This window comes from Picosynechococcus sp. PCC 73109 (assembly GCF_001521855.1).
In the GTDB taxonomy this organism is placed as follows: Bacteria; Cyanobacteriota; Cyanobacteriia; order Cyanobacteriales; family MRBY01; genus MRBY01.
In genome coordinates, this window is record NZ_CP013998.1 from 2618931 (window position 1) to 2638546 (window position 19616).

General features: G+C 50.4%; 22 protein-coding genes and 1 tRNA gene. 16 read left to right on the plus strand and 7 right to left on the minus strand.

Going from position 1 to position 19616, the window contains the following annotated elements; translation table 11 throughout:
* Positions 1-126: 126 nt before the first annotated feature.
* Positions 127-336 carry a ferredoxin-thioredoxin reductase variable chain gene (locus AWQ23_RS12520; protein ID WP_012308107.1) on the plus strand — a complete coding sequence of 70 codons (210 nt, stop codon included), beginning with the start codon at positions 127-129 and terminating at the stop codon, positions 334-336.
* An 80-nt stretch (positions 337-416) separates the two neighbouring features.
* Here the strand turns inward: AWQ23_RS12520 and AWQ23_RS15780 are convergent, their stop codons facing one another.
* Entirely contained in the window at positions 417-617 is a 201-nt protein-coding gene (locus AWQ23_RS15780) for a hypothetical protein (protein ID WP_071884933.1), read from the minus strand.
* 129 nt (positions 618-746) lie between these two features.
* Between AWQ23_RS15780 and AWQ23_RS12525 the strand changes: the two genes are divergently transcribed.
* On the plus strand, positions 747-4367 hold the full coding sequence (locus AWQ23_RS12525) for a hydantoinase B/oxoprolinase family protein (protein ID WP_062435930.1): 3621 nt from the start codon (positions 747-749) through the stop codon (positions 4365-4367).
* Here AWQ23_RS12525 and AWQ23_RS12530 read toward each other — a convergent pair.
* Positions 4364-5905, minus strand: coding sequence for a pentapeptide repeat-containing protein (locus AWQ23_RS12530; RefSeq protein WP_062435931.1), 1542 nt, complete (start codon positions 5903-5905; stop codon positions 4364-4366). The genes AWQ23_RS12525 and AWQ23_RS12530 overlap by 4 nt on opposite strands.
* Positions 5906-6098: 193 nt before the next feature.
* On the opposite strand from AWQ23_RS12530, the gene AWQ23_RS12535 reads away from it, so the two are divergent.
* Positions 6099-7280, plus strand: coding sequence for an RtcB family protein (locus AWQ23_RS12535; protein WP_062435933.1), 1182 nt, complete (start codon positions 6099-6101; stop codon positions 7278-7280).
* On the opposite strand, the gene argB is transcribed toward AWQ23_RS12535, so the two are convergent.
* From argB to AWQ23_RS12555, 4 genes are all read right to left on the minus strand, one after another.
* The gene (gene argB, locus AWQ23_RS12540; protein ID WP_012308112.1) at positions 7277-8188 is read right to left on the minus strand and encodes an acetylglutamate kinase; all 912 of its coding nucleotides are present in this window, start codon (positions 8186-8188) and stop codon (positions 7277-7279) included. The genes AWQ23_RS12535 and argB overlap by 4 nt on opposite strands.
* A gap of 135 nt (positions 8189-8323) precedes the next feature.
* Entirely contained in the window at positions 8324-8884 is a 561-nt protein-coding gene (locus AWQ23_RS12545) for a shikimate kinase (protein ID WP_012308113.1), read from the minus strand.
* Positions 8885-8940: 56 nt separating this feature from the next.
* Entirely contained in the window at positions 8941-9150 is a 210-nt protein-coding gene (locus AWQ23_RS12550; RefSeq protein WP_030007611.1) for a lipopolysaccharide assembly protein LapA domain-containing protein, read from the minus strand.
* A 3-nt stretch (positions 9151-9153) separates the two neighbouring features.
* Complete coding sequence (locus AWQ23_RS12555; protein ID WP_012308115.1) at positions 9154-10380, minus strand: bifunctional sterol desaturase/short chain dehydrogenase; 1227 nt, start codon at positions 10378-10380, stop codon at positions 9154-9156.
* 352 nt (positions 10381-10732) lie between these two features.
* Between AWQ23_RS12555 and AWQ23_RS12560 the strand changes: the two genes are divergently transcribed.
* Positions 10733-10921: a hypothetical protein gene (locus AWQ23_RS12560; protein WP_030007610.1), complete on the plus strand. Its 189-nt coding sequence runs from the start codon at positions 10733-10735 to the stop codon at positions 10919-10921.
* A gap of 90 nt (positions 10922-11011) precedes the next feature.
* Here the strand turns inward: AWQ23_RS12560 and AWQ23_RS12565 are convergent, their stop codons facing one another.
* Positions 11012-11752 carry a DUF561 domain-containing protein gene (locus AWQ23_RS12565; RefSeq protein ID WP_062435935.1) on the minus strand — a complete coding sequence of 247 codons (741 nt, stop codon included), beginning with the start codon at positions 11750-11752 and terminating at the stop codon, positions 11012-11014.
* 279 nt (positions 11753-12031) lie between these two features.
* On the opposite strand from AWQ23_RS12565, the gene AWQ23_RS12570 reads away from it, so the two are divergent.
* From AWQ23_RS12570 to AWQ23_RS16050, 12 genes are all read left to right on the plus strand, one after another.
* Positions 12032-13234: an RNA-guided endonuclease TnpB family protein gene (locus tag AWQ23_RS12570; protein WP_198158660.1), complete on the plus strand. Its 1203-nt coding sequence runs from the start codon at positions 12032-12034 to the stop codon at positions 13232-13234.
* A gap of 87 nt (positions 13235-13321) precedes the next feature.
* On the plus strand, positions 13322-13738 hold the full coding sequence (locus tag AWQ23_RS12575; RefSeq protein ID WP_062435937.1) for a ferredoxin: 417 nt from the start codon (positions 13322-13324) through the stop codon (positions 13736-13738).
* A gap of 63 nt (positions 13739-13801) precedes the next feature.
* Positions 13802-14446 (plus strand): response regulator transcription factor, encoded by a 645-nt coding sequence (locus AWQ23_RS12580; RefSeq protein WP_030007607.1) that lies wholly within the window; start codon positions 13802-13804, stop codon positions 14444-14446.
* 58 nt (positions 14447-14504) lie between these two features.
* A tRNA-Thr gene (locus AWQ23_RS12585) sits at positions 14505-14577 on the plus strand.
* Positions 14578-14640: 63 nt separating this feature from the next.
* Positions 14641-15900 (plus strand): competence/damage-inducible protein A, encoded by a 1260-nt coding sequence (locus AWQ23_RS12590; protein ID WP_062435939.1) that lies wholly within the window; start codon positions 14641-14643, stop codon positions 15898-15900.
* 185 nt (positions 15901-16085) lie between these two features.
* Entirely contained in the window at positions 16086-16229 is a 144-nt protein-coding gene (locus AWQ23_RS16045) for a hypothetical protein (RefSeq protein WP_156785477.1), read from the plus strand.
* A 58-nt stretch (positions 16230-16287) separates the two neighbouring features.
* Positions 16288-16734 (plus strand): type II 3-dehydroquinate dehydratase, encoded by a 447-nt coding sequence (gene aroQ, locus AWQ23_RS12595; protein WP_062435941.1) that lies wholly within the window; start codon positions 16288-16290, stop codon positions 16732-16734.
* A gap of 8 nt (positions 16735-16742) precedes the next feature.
* Positions 16743-17294: a DUF4340 domain-containing protein gene (locus AWQ23_RS12600; protein ID WP_062435942.1), complete on the plus strand. Its 552-nt coding sequence runs from the start codon at positions 16743-16745 to the stop codon at positions 17292-17294.
* 90 nt (positions 17295-17384) lie between these two features.
* Positions 17385-18011 (plus strand): imidazole glycerol phosphate synthase subunit HisH, encoded by a 627-nt coding sequence (hisH, locus tag AWQ23_RS12605; RefSeq protein WP_062435944.1) that lies wholly within the window; start codon positions 17385-17387, stop codon positions 18009-18011.
* A 125-nt stretch (positions 18012-18136) separates the two neighbouring features.
* A complete protein-coding gene (gene panD / locus AWQ23_RS12610) occupies positions 18137-18616 on the plus strand; it encodes an aspartate 1-decarboxylase (protein ID WP_062435946.1) in 480 nt (159 codons plus the stop codon).
* 80 nt (positions 18617-18696) lie between these two features.
* On the plus strand, positions 18697-19038 hold the full coding sequence (locus tag AWQ23_RS12615) for a nucleotidyltransferase domain-containing protein (protein ID WP_071884934.1): 342 nt from the start codon (positions 18697-18699) through the stop codon (positions 19036-19038).
* A complete protein-coding gene (locus tag AWQ23_RS16050) occupies positions 19035-19412 on the plus strand; it encodes a HEPN domain-containing protein (RefSeq protein ID WP_062435948.1) in 378 nt (125 codons plus the stop codon). Before AWQ23_RS12615 ends, AWQ23_RS16050 begins: the two co-directional genes overlap by 4 nt.
* The last annotated feature ends 204 nt before the right edge of the window (positions 19413-19616 follow it).

Genomic DNA, 19616 nt, shown 5'->3' on the forward strand with positions numbered 1-19616 from the left:
CTTTTTGCGATCGCCAGTTCCAAAAAAACAGTGCGGTAGGGAGCCCATGGCTATGTACAATGGAAAAACTGTTTGCTCTCCAGAGAGCTTTAGAGATATTTGTACGAGAGAGGACAAGAAAGGTTTATGAACGTTGGCGATCGCATCCGTGTTACGGCATCTGTCATTGTGTACAACCACCCCCAAAACCGGAAAAAAGCCTTTGATCTAAAAGGTATGGAAGGGACCATCGAAACGATTATCGGCCGCCCGATCACCGCAACGTTACCAATCAAAGTCCGGTTCGACCCGAAATATGCGGCCCACCTCCGGGAAGAGGAAATCGAAGTCATCTAAAACTCAGTCAGGGACGATCGCCGGCCCAGCTATAAATTAACCCAACGAATTATTTGTTTGAGGGTGCTCTCGATGGGACATTAGGACTGACCTGGTGTCCTTAAGTTTTTAGATTCACTTTGGTCTGTAGGGTTAATATCCGCCTCTGGGGTAAGTTCTCCAGTGCCGCCACACAGGGGACAGGTCATTTCGTATTGGGCTTGGCCACCACAATCGCGCTCGATAATAAAACCTTGACCCGCACAATATTGGCACAAAAGAGTTGTGGTATCAGTTGTCATGGCACAGAAGAAAATAAAGAGCCTGCTCCATTGAACACCAAATTTCTCGCCGCTGACACCACAAAACGCAAAACAAATAGACTCTAATAAAACATTCAAGACCACGCAAACCTTGGAACCCAGAGGATTATGGTGACAACTTCTTCTCGCTGGCAATTTTGGATTGATCGAGGTGGCACCTTTACGGATATCGTCGCAAAACGCCCCGATGGCAGGCTGGCTACCCATAAGTTGCTGTCAGAAAATCCAGAATGTTACCCCGATGCGCCGGTGCAGGGTATCCGGAATTTATTGGGTCTCAGTCCGGATCAATCGATCCCCACTGAAAATATTGAAGTGATCAAAATGGGGACGACGGTGGCAACCAATGCCCTCCTAGAACGCAAAGGCGATCGCCTAGTTCTCGTGATCACCCAGGGCTTTCGGGATGCGTTGCGCATTGGTTATCAACATCGCCCGGATATTTTTGCCCTAGAGATCAAGCTGCCGGAAATGCTCTATGAACAGGTGATCGAAGCGCCGGAACGAGTCGATGCCCAAGGCAATATTTTGCAGCCATTGGATCTCGATCAAGTGCGGCAGGATTTACAAAACGCTTTTGACGCCGGGATTCGCAGTTGTGGCGTGGTGTTGATGCATGGCTACCGTTACCCTGACCACGAACGAAAAATTGGGGCGATCGCCAAAGAAATTGGGTTTACGCAAATTTCCCTATCCCATGCAGTCAGCCCGTTGATGAAGCTCGTCAGTCGGGGCGATACGACGATGGTAGATGGTTATTTATCGCCAATTTTGCGCCGTTATGTGGATCAAGTGGCGGGTTATCTCCAAACGGAAAGCCAGGGGCCAAAACTGATGTTTATGCAGTCCAATGGGGGATTAGCGGAGGCGACGCAATTTCAAGGGAAAGACAGCATTCTCTCCGGGCCAGCGGGGGGCATTGTCGGCGCGGTAAAAACCTGTGCGATCGCCGGCTTTGAGAAAATTATCACCTTTGACATGGGGGGGACGTCCACCGATGTTGCTCACTACGACGGCAGCTACGAACGCAGCTTTGAAACAGAAATTGCTGGGGTTCGCCTGAAAACGCCGATGATGGCGATCCACACTGTCGCGGCGGGGGGCGGTTCCCTGGTGCAATACGACGGCGCACGGTTTCGGGTCGGGCCAGAATCTGCCGGGGCGCATCCGGGGCCAGCCTGTTACGGCAAAGGGGGGCCACTGACGGTCACGGACTGCAATGTGCTCCTGGGAAAAATTCAGCCAGATTTCTTTCCGCAGGTTTTTGGCTCAGACGGTAAAGCTCCCCTAGATCGCGCCATTGTTACAGAAAAGTTCCAAGCCCTCGCCCAAACTTTAACGCAAGAGCCCGCCGAGATTGCCGCTGGTTTTTTGGCGATCGCCGTGGAGAATATGAGCAACGCAATCAAGCAAATTTCCCTGCAACGGGGCCACGATGTGAGTGACTATGCCCTCTGTTGTTTTGGGGGGGCGGGGGGACAACACGCCTGTGCGATCGCCGATATCTTGGGGATTAAAACCATTGTGATCCATCCCTTTGCGGGGGTATTGTCCGCCTATGGCATCGGTTTGGCCGAAATTCGCATCTTAAAGGAAAAAGCCATTGAAAAAGTTTTAGAAGTATATCTTTTCCCTGAACTAGAAGCAAAATTCCAGCAACTTAAGCACCAGGCGATCGCAGAGCTTAGTCAACAACATCCCCCAAGCGAAGCCGAAATTTTTGAGGAACGAAAAGCCCATCTGAAATACCAAGGCACCGACTCGACGTTAATTGTCACCTTCGCTGATCAAAAAACCATGGTGGCAGAGTTTTCCGCCCTCCACCAACAACGCTATGGGTTTACTCTGCCCGACAAGGCACTGATCGTCGAATCTATTAGCCTGGAACTCATTTGCGCAACCCAACCGGCCACGGAAACCCCCCAACCCCAACGCACTGCTGGCCCTGTAAAACCGATGGAAACAGTTGCGATGTACAGCGGTGGTCAATGGCAACAAACCCCCGTTTATGACCGCGCGACCCTCCAGCCCGGTGATGTTATTCCCAGTCCTGCCCTGATCATCGAAAAAACTGGCACAAACGTCATCGAACCCGGTTGGCAAGGCCGCTTAAATGAATACAATCACTTGATCCTCGAAAAAGTCAGTGACATCTCTCAGGAAATTCAACCTGTACCCACAGATTTCCGTCAACCAGATCCCGTCATCCTCGAAATTTTTAATAACCTCTTCCGGGCGATCGCCGAACAGATGGGGGTCACCCTGCAAAACACCAGTTACTCGGTCAATATCAAAGAACGGCTCGATTTTTCCTGCGCGATTTTCGATCCCCAGGGTCACCTCGTCGCCAACGCCCCTCACATTCCTGTCCACCTCGGCTCCATGAGTGAGAGCGTTTACAGCTTGATCCAGGCCCACGGAACGCACCTCCAACCCGGAGATGTGTATATGTCGAATAATCCCTACAATGGCGGCACCCATTTACCCGACGTGACGGTGATTACGCCCGTTTTTTCGCCAAACGACGATACGCAGCCGCTCTTTTTCGTCGCCTCTCGTGGTCACCATGCCGATCTAGGGGGGATTACGCCGGGGTCGATGCCACCCCAAAGCACCCAGATCCAGGAAGAAGGGATTTTAATCGACAATGTTTGCCTTGTGAAACAGGAGAAATTCCAAACGGAAACTGTGGCGCAATTGTTCACGGACGCGGTTTATCCCGTGCGCAATTTAACGCAGAATTTAGCGGATCTCCAGGCGCAAATTGCCGCCAACGAAAAAGGACTCCAGGAACTGCAACGACTGGTGCGCCATTACGGTCAGGGGATGGTTTTGGCCTATATGCAGCACGTGCAAGATAACGCCGAACAAGCGGTCAAACAGCAGCTTCAACGACTCCAAGACGGGGAATTTACCGTCAATCTAGACAATGGCGATCGCCTCCAGGTCAGCATCCAAATTAATCGCGAGCAGCAAACGGCCACGGTGGATTTTACGGGTACTTCTCCCCAATCAAAGACGAACTTTAACGCCCCCAAAGCTGTGACCCAAGCAGCGGTATTGTACGTTTTTCGGAGTTTGGTACAGGACGACATCCCGCTCAATTATGGTTGCCTCAAGCCCATCAAAGTGATTGTTCCCGCAGGCTGTTTGCTCAACCCCCAATATCCGGCAGCGGTGGTGGCGGGCAATGTGGAGGTATCCCAAAATATTACCGATTGTTTGTATGGTGCTTTGGGGGTGATGGCGGCTTCCCAGGGAACAATGAACAACTTCACCTTTGGCAACGCCCAGTATCAATACTACGAAACCATCTGCGGCGGCTCCGGCGCTGGCCCAAATTTCCACGGGACGGATGCGGTGCAAACCCACATGACCAATTCTCGCCTGACGGATCCAGAGGTCTTGGAATGGCGTTTTCCGGTGATGCTCGAGGAATTTTCCATCCGTAAAAATAGTGGTGGCCCAGGGCAATTTCATGGCGGCAATGGCGTGATCCGTCGTTTGCAATTTCGGGAACCAATGACCGCCGCGATCTTGTCCAGTCGGCGATTAGTAGAACCCTTTGGGCTAGAGGGGGGCTTACCGGGCGCTTGTGGGGAAAATAAAGTGATCCGCAGCGATGGCACTGAAACAATATTGCCCAGTACCGTTGAAGTGGCGATGGAAAAAGGCGATCGCCTAGAAATCCAGACCCCTGGGGGCGGTGGCTATGGCTCCCCTGGTTAAATGCCCTTCGCCCCGGTAATTTTCGTCTGATCGTTCACGTAGGCAAAATAAAACTTTGTGCCACTGAGATCGGTTTCGCGTAGGTTACTCCCCAGAAAGCTGGTGTTGTGGAGCACCGCATCCTGGAAATTACTGCCACTGAGGTCTGCCTGGTCGAAATTGGTATTTTGCAGGCGGGTATTGCTGAAATTTGACTTGGGAAAAACCGTTTCGATGCAGGTGGCACAGGACAAATCCGCCCCAGAAAAATCAATGCTGCCCTGATAATAGGGATATTTTTTGCTGCCTTGGGTGGCACTGCCATTGAGGTTCGTGCCGCAGAGCCGCGCGCCGATAAATTTAACGTTCGACAAATTGGCATTAGCCAACTCCATCCGCTCCAGATTCCCTTGGGAAAAGTCCGCATCTACCAACACCGCCCCCTCCCACTGACTGTTAGTAAAGGTTGTTGCCGTAAAGTTGCCTTTTTTGCCGTTGGTTTGGTTCAGGATCGCCCCTGCAAAGCTCGCCTGGAGACAATTAGCTTCCCCTAGGTTGCCCCCGCACCAGTGCACATTCTGGAGATTTGCCCCCTGGAAATTGGCGCGGTAAGCATTGGCTTGATTGAGGGTTGCAGCGGTTAAATTGGCTTGGTTGAAATCAGCGTTCACTAGACAGCTATCCGTTAAGTTCGCTTCCGTGAGATCTGCTTGGCTAAAGTTAGCCAACTCGCCATTGATGCCCGTTAAATTCGCTTGCATCAGTTGGGCCTGGCTTAAATTTGTGCCTCCTAGGTTTGCCTGACTCAGATCGGCCCCTTGTAAATTGACCCCCTGCAAATTGGTCTGACTGAGATCCATGCCGCTCAAATCAGCACCGGCGAGGTCGGGTAAATAGGTTTCATATTCCCGGAATTGGTTCCAAGCTTTGATGCCAGCTTCCCCGGCTTTGAGGAGTTGGATCGCGCGCTTGGTGCTGATCAGGTTAGATGACTCTTGGGAAGGTTCACTTTCGGGCGGATGTTGGGTAGTCTTTTTTTGTTTGGCTGTTTTTTCAAAGTGAGCAAGAAGTTGTTGGATCTGCTGTTTGATCTGGGGTGAGTGCACCACCGATAGGGCTAATTCCAGATAGGTTTTAATTTCTGGGGCGATCGCCACCGGATTGTTGTCGAGCAACTGGCGGCTGTAGAGCATTAAAACTTCGCCGTAGAGATCGGCGCATTGGGGATCGGTGGGAAATTGCCCGTAGAGACTCTGGGCCTGGGCGATCGCCGCCTGGAAATTTTGTTGATCCCGGAGTTGCCGGACTGTGCGCAATCGATCTGCTTTTTCAGTGCCTTGGAGGTCTTGGTTATATTTTTGTCGCTGTTCTGGATTAGATAAAATTTCGTAAATCTGATTGAGTTCCTTAAAGTCTTCCTCCGCTTGTTTCCGTTGGTCGGCGGGGGTATTGATCGTCAGGGTGTCTGGGTGGAGGGCGATCGCCTTGCGTCGGTAGGCCGTTTTAATTTCCCGTTGGTTGGCCGTAATCTGAATCCCCAAAATCTCGTAATAATTCATAAGTGCCCTGCTGCGACCGATGATTTTCTATCCTAGTGCCCACCCTTTAACCCGTCGCAAGGGTGCCGTGATTTATCAACTAAACGTTAAAAATATTTATGCTTGGATACGCAATCGTTATGATCTGAAGGAGTGACAAATAACCCAATCTTTTTTGAATCACCTCATTTTTACTGCCGTTCCGTAGCCCCCGATGCCCCACCAACCTCTACCGATCCAAACCGAAAAACCCGTTTATTCTTGGGCTGGCCATGATTTAGCCTCCCAGGAACTGCAAATGGCGAAAAATGTGGCCTCGCTGCCGTTTGTATTTAAACACGTTTCCCTGATGCCCGACGTTCACCTAGGGAAAGGAGCCTTGGTGGGTTCTGTCATTGCCACAAAAGATGCCATCATTCCCGCAGCAGTGGGGGTCGATATTGGTTGTGGGATGGCCGCCCTCAAATTGCCCTTTAAAGGCGATCGCCTCGATGGCAAACTCAAGCAAATCCGCAAAGACCTCGAAGCCGTGATTCCCGTTGGTTTTGAAGAAAACAAAGACGTTGATAAAACGGTGAGTAATTGGGGTGGTTGGCAAAACTTTAAAGATCTCCATCGGGGCGTGAAAAACCTCGAAGGCAAAGCCCTGAAGCAAATGGGTTCCCTCGGTGGCGGCAATCATTTCATTGAGGTGTGCTTGGATGAAGAAAATAATGTGTGGTTAATGCTCCATTCCGGTTCGCGGCATATTGGCAACAAACTTGCCCAATGTCACATTGGCACCGCCAAGGATCTTCTGAAACTCGCGGAAACTAAAGTACCAGATCCCGATCTCGCCTATTTCGTGAAAGGCACGCCGGAATTTGAAGCTTATTGGCGCGATCTCCAATGGGCTCAAAATTATGCTCATTTCAATCGCGATGTGATGCTGGCGCGGTTTAAAAAGGTCATCGAAAAACATCTCGCTGGTGGCAAACCGACAAAAGCCCTAATGTTTGTGAATTGCCACCATAACTATGCCGAACAAGAAACCCATTTTGACGAAGAGATTTACGTCACCCGTAAAGGGGCAGTGCGGGCACGCCAGGAAGACTACGGTATTATTCCCGGTTCCATGGGCGCAAAATCCTACATCGTTAAGGGCAAAGGCAATGTGATGAGCTATTGTTCCTGTAGCCACGGTGCGGGACGTTTAATGTCGCGGGCCAAAGCCAAAAAAACCTTTACCTTAGATGACTTGGTGGCCCAAACGGCTGGGGTTGAATGTCGCAAAGATACTGGCATCATCGACGAAATTCCCGCCGCCTACAAACCCATCGAACAAGTGATGGCGCAACAGGCAGATTTAGTGGAAGTGGTCGCCACCCTGAAACAAGTGCTTTGCATCAAGGGCTAGTGGAAAGGGGACATCGGAAACTGACTGAGGTAGTCCGACGCGACGATCATCGAGCCAATGCCATCGTTGGTAAAGATTTCGAGCAACAGAGCATGGGGAATCCGTCCGTCGATAATGTGGGCGGCTTTAACGCCTTGGGCCAGCGATCGCACACAACAGGTCACCTTGGGAATCATTCCCCCGGACACAACACCTTGATCAATTAACTCCCGCGCCTGCTGCAGATTCAAGCGGGGAATCAAGGTTGCGGGATTATGGTAATCCTCTAGAATGCCAGGGGTATCGGTGAGCAGGATCAGCTTTTCAGCACTTAGGGCGGCGGCTAATTCCCCGGCGACGGTATCGGCATTGATATTGTGGGCTTGACCTGTTTCGTCGGCGGCAACACTGGAAATGACGGGCACATAGCCATTTTCCACGAGAGATTGAATCAATTTGGTATCAATAGTGGTCACTTCCCCGACAAAACCAACCCCTTCTTTCCCGACATGGCGAGCTTGGATCATGTTGCCATCTTTGCCACAGAGGCCCACGGCAGCGCCGCCTTCTTGGTTGATTAAGGAAACAATTTCTTTATTCACCCGACCCACAAGCACCATTTCCACCACATCCATGGTGTCGGCGTCGGTAACCCGCAGGCCATCTTTAAACTGGGGTTCGATGTTTAATTTGGCCAGCCAGGTATTAATCTCTGGGCCACCGCCATGGACAACAATCGGCCGCATACCGATACAAGAGAGAAAGACAATGTCGCGAATCACTTTATCTTTGAGGGTGCTGTCTTTCATCGCAGCGCCACCATATTTCACCACAATGGTACGCCCCGCAAATTGTTGCATATAAGGGAGGGCTTCGCTGAGGATGCGGACGCGGGTGGCTTCGACTTCTCTGATGTATTCGCTTTCCATGAATTGTTGTCGTTTCTAAGGATGGACTGAGCCCGGTGATGCGGCTCGACATGGGTCGGTATTGTACGGGATCGGCGATCGCCCCATTTGTTCCCGATTAGCATTTTTAACGAATTTTTAGGTTTGAGCCTTAATTCAAGGGCGATCGCCAATAAATTCTGGCGGTTTTCGCAGCACCGAAGGAATTTGGGCGATGATGTCCTCTGCCACGGCCCGGGGGGGACGATTGCCGGGAATTTGGATATGTAAATCTGCCTCCGCATAACGCGATCGCCGCTGTTGGAGCAGTTGCGTTAATTTGCGCTCAAGATCAACATTTTGCAAAAGGGGGCGCGATGTATCACTCCGCAGCCGTTCTACCAAGATTGGCACTGGCACATCCAGCCAAATGGTCAAACCCTGGCGCAGATAATACCAATTGGCCTGGGACACAACGATGCCGCCTCCTGTCGCTACGACCGTCCGTGTTTGCACAGCAATTTGCTTCAGGACTTGGGTTTCGAGTTTGCGAAATTCCGCCTCTCCCATCTCGGCAAAAATCTCACTGATCGACTGCTTTGCCAGGGTTTCAATGATGCTGTCCGAATCCAAACTGCGGTAATTCATCAACTCCGCAATAATTTCTGCGAGGGTGCTTTTCCCCGTGCCCATCATGCCGATGAGATAAATATTTAAACCTTTGAGCAAATCATCCATGGATTAGCGAGTCCAAACCGACAGACAACCATCATAAAGGGTTTTTTCCCACTGCCCTAACGACGAGAGCCGAGGGGAATTAAACTGCCCAAAATCAGACCCAGCCCGACCCCAATGGCGAGTAAGATGCCGAAAGGTAAACGCACCGATTGCCACAGAAGAAAGCGGATCGACACCAGTTCAATATTCTGGATCGATACCACCGCCACCACCACTATCACAGCAGCAAGAAGAGACATGGCAATCAAGCGGCCTAGGGTCTGCATGGGTTATGCTCCGCGACTAAACAGCTTGAAATAGCTTGCCACAAAAAATTCCTTGATGGGAAATAGCAGATAGGTGAAGGGGTTGATGGTGACAATAATGTTGCGAAAATCTCGCCTAGCCCCACCGACGATCCCCTTCGCGACCCAGCGGGCTGACATCACGCCCACGGGATTTAAGGCACTCTTGAATGGCCCTAAAATTAGCTTGCGGATCACGATGGGAGAGTCCAAGCGCTGTAAAGTAACGAGATCGCCTAAAGCCCGCTTACTCAGTTCATAGAGAGGACTAACGGCGGGACTGACTTCCGCTTCGGAGGTGTTTACCCAAATTTCTTTGCGTACCCGGTCTTGGTTGGTTTCCACGGTGCTAAGGAACAGCTCAATTAAACGCTGCTGGGAAAAGGTATTGATCGCGTAGGATTTGTGGATGGCTGCGGGGGTGCGATCGCCATGGACATTGATCCCGTGGTTAAGGACAAGAATGTCAACTTTTTTTAAGGTTTCTAATAAATCTGCTTCTGCGCCGATCTGCCAAGGCACCGTTTGCAGGGGGATTTCTTGATTCTTAATTGTCAGGGAAATGGTTTCTTGGCTCGAAGTGAGGGCGATCGCCTTGGCTCCAGCCTGGTGTAGTTCCGTGAGGAGAGCATGGCCCAGGGTCCCCGAAGCGCCGGTTACAGCGATGCGTTTACCTTTTAACGAAAGTGCTGTGCCCATTAGTTTATCCACGAGGGTAAAGGTGCCACAGTAATAGGCCTCCTGGTTATCAAAATGGTGTCGCCAGTGGTAGGGGCGATTCACAAACCAATCCCCTGGTAACTCGGTAAAGTCTCCGGGACGGTGGGTCAGATCCGTCAGTTCATCCACGTAGGGTAAACCCAAACCCCTGGCGATCGCCGCCCCCAAAAACGAGAGCGTGTACAAGCAGCCCGCCAATCCCAGCCAAGCCGTCGGCACTGCCAGCGCAACCAATAGCCCCCAAAGCAGTAACCCAAAACTGAGCATCACCAGCGCCTCTGGCACATCATTGTACCAATGGGCTTTTCGGTAAATTTCCGCGTTGACTGGCGTTAGATCCCGCCGGAAAACCCGATGGTGCCATCCATGGAGGCGGCCCACTGGTTCCCAAACATGGGCAAGGACATGGTACAAATCCCGCACCAGTTCCACCCAAAAGACAGACCCAAAAACCAGACCACTACCGAGAACAAGTTGGCTACTGCTGATCATGCCCAAAGAATTACAAAAGAATTATCGAGAGTTTTTGCTACCCAATTGTTGTAGCATTGTTTCTTTTTCTTGGGAACTTCAGACGTTGCCCAACCTTCCCAGGCTAACAACCCAAGCCCTCCCTTTGGCGATCGCCTTAAACCCCACCACACCCTAAACTTGATGTCTGCCAATTTGTACTTGACAAAAATAAAAATCAGTGGATTTTAAAGTTATTTTTGATCGCGATCCCCGCAAGCTTCGACAAAATAAGGCTTTAGGCAGCTCCGTAAATCTTAAGACACCCTGAATTTTTCCCGCTGATTTGCAAGACAATGTATTAGAATGGAGCCAAGTTAACAAAAATTAAAATATGCTGGTTCCAATTCTCATCTTTGATGTTGCCTTAGTTGCGTGGTCACTCCACCTGATGCAACAGGCATTTGACCAACAGGAGTTTTCTCTGATGTTGGCAGGAACCTTAGTTGCCGCCGCCGCCGCTGCCATGATGGTTGTGTACTTTTTGATGAACAACTGTCTCCATCATTTGTTGTTGTCCTGAGAAGCAAGAAATAAAACTCCTAACATAAAGCCCCCCATGCACGATGGAGGGTTTTATTTTGGCCTTAACCGAAGCTGCTGGCACGAAATTTTAAGCTTCTACGCCCACAACAGCACCATCGAGGGCCTCGACTAATTGGCGCACCATTGCCACCATCGCCAGGGGATCGTTGAGTTTGTTGATTGCAGAGCCGACGCCAATCCCAGCAGCACCAGCGGCGATCGCCATGGGAGCTGTCACATCAGACAACCCAGACGCACACATCACAGGGACATCTACCGCGCGGGAAATGGCATGGGCTGCAGCCAAGGTGGGCGCCGCCTTTTCGATTAAACCAAGGGTTCCAGCGCTGGTGGGACGGCTGGAAGTACCCCCTTCTGTTTGGATAATATCTGCACCCGCTGCCACGAGTTGTTCGGCGAGGGCAACCTGCTCATCGAGGGCAAGGATATGGGGAACCGTTACCGAAAGGGTTACGTTGGGTAATAACGCACGGGTTGCTTTAGTGATCGCGAGAACTTCCTCAGCCTCAAAGCGAATCCCCTGGGCGTAGAATGCATCAAAGTTCCCAATTTCCACAAGATCAGCCCCCGCTTCAACCGCATCAGCTAAAACTTGAGCATCAACCCCAGACACGCATACAGGCAGAGAAATGACTTCTTTCACCTGACGAATCAAATCTGCATCGGCGGCAATATCGACGAATGTTGCGCCACCGGCTTCGGCTGCCCGGGCCACAGCGAGAACATTGGTCGCATCAAAGTTATTCAAACCACTAATGACTTTTAATGCCCGACGTTGAGCAAAGGCATCTTTGAGCATGGGATCCATAGAATCAAACAGTTATTCAAAATTTTTGCTTCCCTCTAGTGTATCCTTCAATGTCCCTTCCTTATGTCACTTGGAGTACATGACCAAAATAATGGGATACAAGCCCCGGCCCCTCGGCAAGCTCATGACAAGCCTTCTAGGACGGCTTTTTCTTGCTCTTAGAACGAATGAACTCTCGCAATACGTCTGTTTGGGTTCTGCCTACATCTTTGCAGTAAGCCTCAAACCCTATTTTTTCTTTATCAGGAAGTCGAATTGTTATCGTCGCCATGATGCAATATGCAGTACAATGCCTACATGAAAGCACGATATCAGTACAGAATCTACCCAACGACCAATCAACAAGTCGAACTGGCGAAGCTGTTCGGCTGCTGTAGGGTTGTTTGGAATGATGCACTGGTATTGGTCAAGGCTGTGCCGAAAGGCAAGCAATGGCCAAGCAATGCTGAGTTGCAAAAGCTCTGTATCACCCAAGCTAAAAAGACTGAGGCACGGAGCTGGCTCTCGGAGGTCAGCAATATTCCATTGCAGCAGTCGATTCAAGATTTGGGCGTGGCTTTCAAGAACTTTTTCGATTACCGCAAGGGTAAGCGAGAGGGGCGGCGAATTGGGTTCCCTCGGTTCAAAAAGAAAATGAGCCGACAGTCAGCCCGATTCCGCAAAGGTGGCTTCTCCATCAAGGCAGAGAAAGTTTACCTGGCCAAAGTAGGAGATATGCAAACCAAGTGGTCTAGGCCGTTGCCCTCTGAGCCTAGCTCCGTAACGGTCATCAAAGACTGTGCTGGCCGCTATTTTCTAAGTTTTGTGGTGGAAGTTGAGCCTACCGAAGCCGAACCCAAAAACCAAGGGGTCGGCATTGATTTGGGTCTTGAGACTTTAGCCACGTTGAGCACTGGTGAGAAGGTGAAAGCTAGAGACACCAGTGATTTAGACCTAAAGATCCGTAAAGGTAAGCGCAAACTTGCCAGGGCGGTAAAAGGCTCGAAGCGGCGTGAGTCATTGCGGGTCGCTGTCGCTCGGATGGAGGCCAAACAACGTGACATCCGCAGGGACTGTAATCAAAAGCTAGCGACTCGCCTGGTGCGAGAGAACAGCGTCGTCGTGCTCGAAGACCTGAATGTTTCAGGCATGGTGAAAAACCGCACGTTAGCCAGGACAATCAGTAGAGCTGGCTGGCGGCAACTCAGAACCCTGTGTGAGGCTAAGGCCAAAATGATTAATGAGCGAGAGGTGCGGGTTATCAGCCGATGGGAACCAACTTCTCAATACTGTTCTTGTTGTGGTTATCGTTGGGGTAAGCTCGACCTTTCTATCAGGTCGGTATTGTGCCTCAACTGTGGCACTGAGCACGATAGAGACAAGAATGCTAGCAAGAATATCAAAGCGGCAGGACATGCCGACTCGAATAGGCAGGCGCTAAGCAGTGTCAGACCCCAGTCAGGGGCAGTTGCTTGTCTGCCCACCCAGCAGGAGGCCATCTAAATGGTCAGACTAAGAATCCCCGTGCCTTTAGGTTAGGGAGGATGTCAATCGGTAAAATTGTTCGCGTCCCCCTAGAGAATCTTGGTAATGGCAGAACAATGTGATGCAAGTTTGAAAGTCTGTGCGCAGAATCTTGGCCTCGACCGAATTGATCGCCATGTGTTTATCTGTGCCGATCAAACGAAGCCCAAATGTTGTGATAAGCAGGCCAGCATTGACGCTTGGGATTATCTCAAAAAACGCCTCAAAGAATTGGGATTAGATGCTCCCAGTGACGCTTTACCCCACATTTTCCGCACGAAAGCGAACTGTCTCCGGGTCTGTAGTCAGGGGCCGATTTTGGTGGTCTATCCCGATGGCATTTGGTATCACAGTGCCACACCAGCGGTCATTGAACGGATTATTCAGGAGCATTTAATCGGCGATCGCCCCGTCCAGGATTATGTATTTATGGCCCATCCCCTACCCAAACCATCACCAGTAAACCCCGTCCCAAATCCCTAATCCCAGCCAAAATTCCTTTGCTAAGATTTGGCTAACCCTGATCTTTGCGACCCTATTCCTGCCATGAGCGATTTTCCTAATCCCCAAGGTACGACTCTACTCCTGATTGATGACGATCCCAATCTCATTTTGTTAGTGCGCGATTATCTCGAATTTCGCGGCTACGACATGTTGACCGCGGCCAATGGTGTCGAAGGCCTGCAAATCCTCGAAGAGACAACCCCTGACTTAATCATTTGTGATGTGATGATGCCAGAAATGGATGGTTATACCTTTATCCAAAATGTCCGTCAAAATTCGCAAATTAGCTGGATCCCGGTAATTTTCCTCTCGGCAAAAGGGCAAACCCGCGATCGCATTGAGGGCCTGAACCAAGGGGCGGATGTGTACCTTGTGAAGCCTTTTGAACCAGAAGAATTAGTCGCCCAGGTGGAATCGTCGTTAAACCAGGCCCGGCGTATCCTGAGTCATTCTGGGGCGACAACCTCGTCCATGGCCTTTCAGGTGCCGAGTCATGTGGAGCTTACCCCCACGGAAACTAAGGTTGTGAGCTTTGTGGCCCAGGGACTTTCTAATCGAGAAATTGCCGAGAAGCTCAATGTAAGCCAGCGCACCATCGAAAGCCATGTGTCGAATATGTTGAACAAAACCAGCTTAAATAACCGCACGGAACTGGCGCGGTGGGCCATGGACAGTCGATTGGTGTAAAAGGCTTGACAATTTCCGGTGCGCTTTTGCTATACTTGCATACGGTTTAGAGACCAATGCCCACGTAGCTCAGTTGGTAGAGCAGCTGATTTGTAATCAGCCGGTCGCAGGTTCAAGTCCTGTTGTGGGCTTCTAAAATTAAATGTTTACCAAACAAATGAGGAAAGGCGATCGCCTTTTACTGAAGGAGTACCATGGCGGCGGAAATTATCTGTGTCGGCACCGAGATTCTCTTGGGAGATATCGTCAATAGCAATAGCCAGTACCTTGCCCAGGAGTTCGCAAAGCTTGGCATCAGCCATTATTTTCAGTCTGTGGTGGGAGACAACATTGCTCGCATCCATTCCCTCCTAGAGATTGCCGTGCAACGGGGGACAGAAATTATCGTCTTTACAGGTGGCCTTGGCCCCACCCCCGACGATCTCACCACCGAGGCGATCGCCGCCTATTTCCAAACGCCTCTCATCGAGCGACCAGAGATTGTCGCCGATATCACCACAAAATTTGCCCAACGGGGGCGCACCATGACCCCCAACAACCGTAAACAAGCCCTTTTGCCAGAGGGAGCAGAAATTCTCCCGAATCCGACGGGAACTGCCCCTGGTCTGATTTGGCAACCCATTGAGGGACTAACAATTTTTACCTTTCCGGGCGTCCCTGGGGAAATGAAGCGGATGTGGCAAGAAACTGCTGTCCCCTACCTCAAGGCCCAAGGCTACGGTCAGATTGTGATTCACAGTGAAATGATGCGCTTCCGGGGCATTGGTGAGTCGAGTCTAGCCGCTAAAGTTGACCACTTTTTTGCATTGACGAACCCGACCGTAGCTCCCTATGCCTCTAAGGGAGAAGTCAAGCTCCGGGTGGCAGCCCGGGCAGAATCCGTTGCCGCAGCTAAAAAATTAATGGATCCGGTGGTTGCAGAAATTAAGGCGATCGCCGGATTGGATTATTTCGGTTCCGATGGGGCCAGTCTCCCCCTAGTCATCGGCGACTTACTGCGGGCGCGCCAGGAAACCCTAGCCGTTGCCGAATCTTGCACTGGCGGCGGTCTAGGCGCACTAATTACAAGCGTTTCCGGCAGCTCCGACTATTTTTTAGGGGGCATTACTGCCTACGCCAATGCGGTAAAAATCAACCTTCTCGGCGTGAATTCTGCCGACCTGCAAAACCAGGGAGCCGTCAGTGAAACTGTGGCCCAACAAATGGCGCTGGGAGTCAAACAAGCCCTTGGTAGCGATTGGGGCATTGGCATTACAGGCATTGCTGGCCCGAAGAGTGATGACTCCGCCAAACCCATCGGCTTGGTTTGTATTGCCTGGGTCGATCCCCAAAATCACGTATTTAGCCACACCTACCGCTACGGCACAGACCGAGACCGGGAACTGATTCGTTACCTGAGTGCCTGTGATGCCCTCGATGGCCTCAGGCGATATTTAAAGAGCGACAAATCTTAAAGTTTTGTTACGAAATATTATGGTTTCTGAGGAAAAAGTTTCGGCCCTAACTAAGGATTCGGCGATCGCCCCCCGAAAAGCTTGTGTTATTCTTAATATATCTATAAGAACAACGTACCAAAGACGCCAAGATTTATGATGAATAAATCAGAGCGTGGTACATCGAGTTTACAGGAGTCGTCTTTTTGATGGGCTATATCGAAAAAGTACTGGAAAAACTCAGAGAGTGGGCGGGCAAAGTCATTGAAACCCTCCTTGGGCCAGCGGCCGAACCTGAGCCTGAACTCATCCCGATCCCTGTCCACGACCGTCAACGTCGCCGCTACTAAAGGCCTCGGACGTTGGGATGCTAACCTTATTAGTTAATCTGCGTTAGGTTCACCACCGTTGTCCACCCTGAATATCCTTGTGCTCCACGGGCCCAATTTAAATCTGTTGGGCTTACGGGAGCCTGAAATCTACGGCGCCACAACCCTCGAAGACATCAATGCCCGCCTCGAAAAGGAGGCAAAAATTCTTGGTGTTTCTCTGCACTGTTTTCAATCCAACCATGAGGGCGCGTTAGTCGATCAGATCCAGGCCGCCCTCGGTAAATTTTCTGGCATTTTGATTAATCCGGCGGCCTACACCCACACCAGTGTCGCCCTTAGGGATGCTTTAGCGGCGGTAAATTTACCCACCATAGAGGTGCATCTCAGCAATATTCACCAGCGCGAAACCTTCCGTCACCATTCCTATATCGCGCCCATTGCAGTGGGTCAAATCTGCGGCTTTGGGGCGGAAAGTTACTATCTCGGTTTACGGGCTTTGGTAAACCATATCCGCGCTAGATAAAAATCGCCATGGTGCAGCGGAGTACAGGAATTTGGCTGGCGATCGCCTTGGGACTTGGGGGAATCGCCTGGGCTGTTACGCAACGACAAAATACCTTAACACCCTCAGAATCAGGTTTCGTTGCCGCAGATGCTGAGGTGCTTTTTCCCTTTCAGGAAGCGGAGATCCGTTCTTTGTCTTTAGAAATTCAGGGAGAAACCCTCAACTTTGAACAACGCTTTGCACCCGTCCCTCAATGGTGGCTGACTAGTCCCGTTGAAAAACCGGCAAATCGGGGGGCGATCGCCTATTTGCTCAATTTACTCATCGAACCCCAGGGTTACGCTAGTTTTTCTGTGGCCTCTGAGGAACTCGCCGATTATGGCCTCCTTGAACCCAAAGCTGTGGTCACGCTCCAAACATCGGCAGCACGACCCTATCAACTGAGCCTCGGCACTGAAAATTTTGACCAAACCAAAATCTATGGTCGCCTGAATGATGAAAATATTGTTTTAGTCTTACCGCTGGAATTTCGTCATGCTGTAACCCGGCAGTTTTCGGAATGGGTGGATGAAAGTTAAGCACCAACATTCTAAAGAAATTGTTAGGATCAAATTCCTTTTGTGGTGTATGTTAGGGGTTTCTAACGTGAACGTTCGGGCAATGAGAAGATGGTGAATATTGCGGTTGTTGACTACGACATGGGGAATCTCCACTCCGCCTGCAAAGCCCTAGAAAAAGCAGGGGCCAGCCCCACAATCACGGATCAATCGGAACAAATCCTGGGGGCCGATGCGGTAGTTCTACCGGGGGTTGGGGCCTTTGATCCGGCGATGCAACATCTCCGCGATCGCCATCTCGAAGCTTCCATTCACCAGGCGATCGCCAGTGGCAAACCCTTCCTCGGCATTTGTTTGGGGATGCAAATTTTATTTGACAGTTCCGCCGAAGGCACAGAAAAAGGTTTAGGCATTATTTCTGGCAGCGTGAAACGCTTTCAGCCAGAGCCAGAGATTACCATTCCCCACATGGGCTGGAACCAACTGCAACTAACCCAACCGGATCATCCCATTTGGCAGGATTTACCGAAAGATCCCTTCGTTTATTTTGTGCATTCTTTTTATGTGGCCCCGACAGATCCTAAAGTAAATGCCGCCACCGTCACCCACGGCCAGCAAACCGTCACAGCGGCGATCGCCAAAGATAACTTAGTTGCGATGCAATTTCACCCCGAAAAATCCTCAGCAATTGGCCTAAAAATCCTCGAAAATTTTGTGCACTGGGTTAAGCAGCAATGAAATTCTTCAAGTCTCCTGCAGAAAAATGATTTAGAGATTTATTAAAGTCTCCCTTCCGAAGAGAGATTTAGAGGGATATCCCCCTTCCCAATCAACTTTCTTTACCTTTAGCGTTCTCCTTTACCATGGCCCAAATCAAACTGATGCACGCGAAACTCCACCATTTGCGGGTGACCCAGGCTGAGCTAGATTATGTGGGCAGCATCACCATCGACCAAGCCCTGATCGAGAAAGTGGGAATTTTGCCCCTCGAAGAAGTCAATATCTGGAATGTCGAAAATGGTAACCGCCTGACCACCTACGTTTTGCCCGGTGAGCGAGATAGTGGTGTCGTCTGTCTAAATGGTGCGGCGGCCCATCTTTGTACTCCCGGCGATCGCCTGATTGTCGCAGCCTATGAATTACGCGATCGCCACGATGTTTTAGCGCAAGGTCATACGGCAAAAGTGATCCTAGCCGACGAGCAAAACCGTTGCCAGACGTTTTTTGAGCAACGCCTCGATCCCCAGGGGGTCATTGGCAAAAATTTATCGGTGACAACACCTAGCTCTGTGCATGAAGCCCAGTCATCTCATTTATACTTTCCTCAAGAATTAAGCTGTTAGCTCACACTGTCCTAGGAGATGGAGCAAGGGCACCACACGGCACCGAGCGAAACTTTTGCTCTCCAAACTCTAACAAAGCCATGAAACAAGCCCTCTCCTCCCCTAACCCGAACCTCTCTCGCATCCTTGAACGACTCCGTGACCACTTCCAGAAAAACTATCAAGATAACCTCGTTGATATAATTCTCTTTGGTTCCCAAGCCCGTGGTGATGCTGCCCCCGACTCTGACATTGACATTTTGGTGCTGCTCAAAAATCAATTTGACTCCTACCAAGAAAACAAGGCAAACAGTCAATTTATCGCCGACATGTGTCTCCAATACGATACTGTCATTAGTTGCTTTTTGATGAACTTCGATACCTGGCAGAATACGAATAATGCCTTTACCCGCAACGTGCGCCAGGAAGGGGTGAGCCTGTGAAAAAAGAACAAATTAGCCTCATCCAAAAAGCAAAAAAAAGCCTTGATGCTGCCAAGGAACTAAAAGCGCTTGGTTACTATGATTTTGCCATTTCCCGTGCCTACTACAGCATGTTTTATCTTGCTTCTGCTTTCCTCGAATCCCAAGAACTCAACTTTTCGAAGCATTCTGCTGTGATTGCCGCCTTTGGGAAACACTTTGCCAAAACCCAGATCGTCAACCCCAAATATCACCGTTATCTCATCGATGCCCAAAAAGCGCGATCGCAAGCCGATTACAACACCAGCATCGAATTTTCAGAAGCAGAGGTGAATGATTATCTGCAACAAGCCGAGGATTTTCTAAGCCTGATTCCCATTCTTGAACATCTTTAAGAGGCGATCGGCGATCGCCTAATTGTCGCAGCCTATGAATTACGCGATCGCCTGGATGTTTTAGCGCAAGGTCATACGGCAAAAGTGATCCTAGCCGACGAGCAAAACCGCTGCCAGACGTTTTTTGAGCAACGCCTCAATCCCCAAGGTCAACTCGGTCAAAATCTTATGGTGAGCGATCATCACTCCATTCGGCCTCAACGC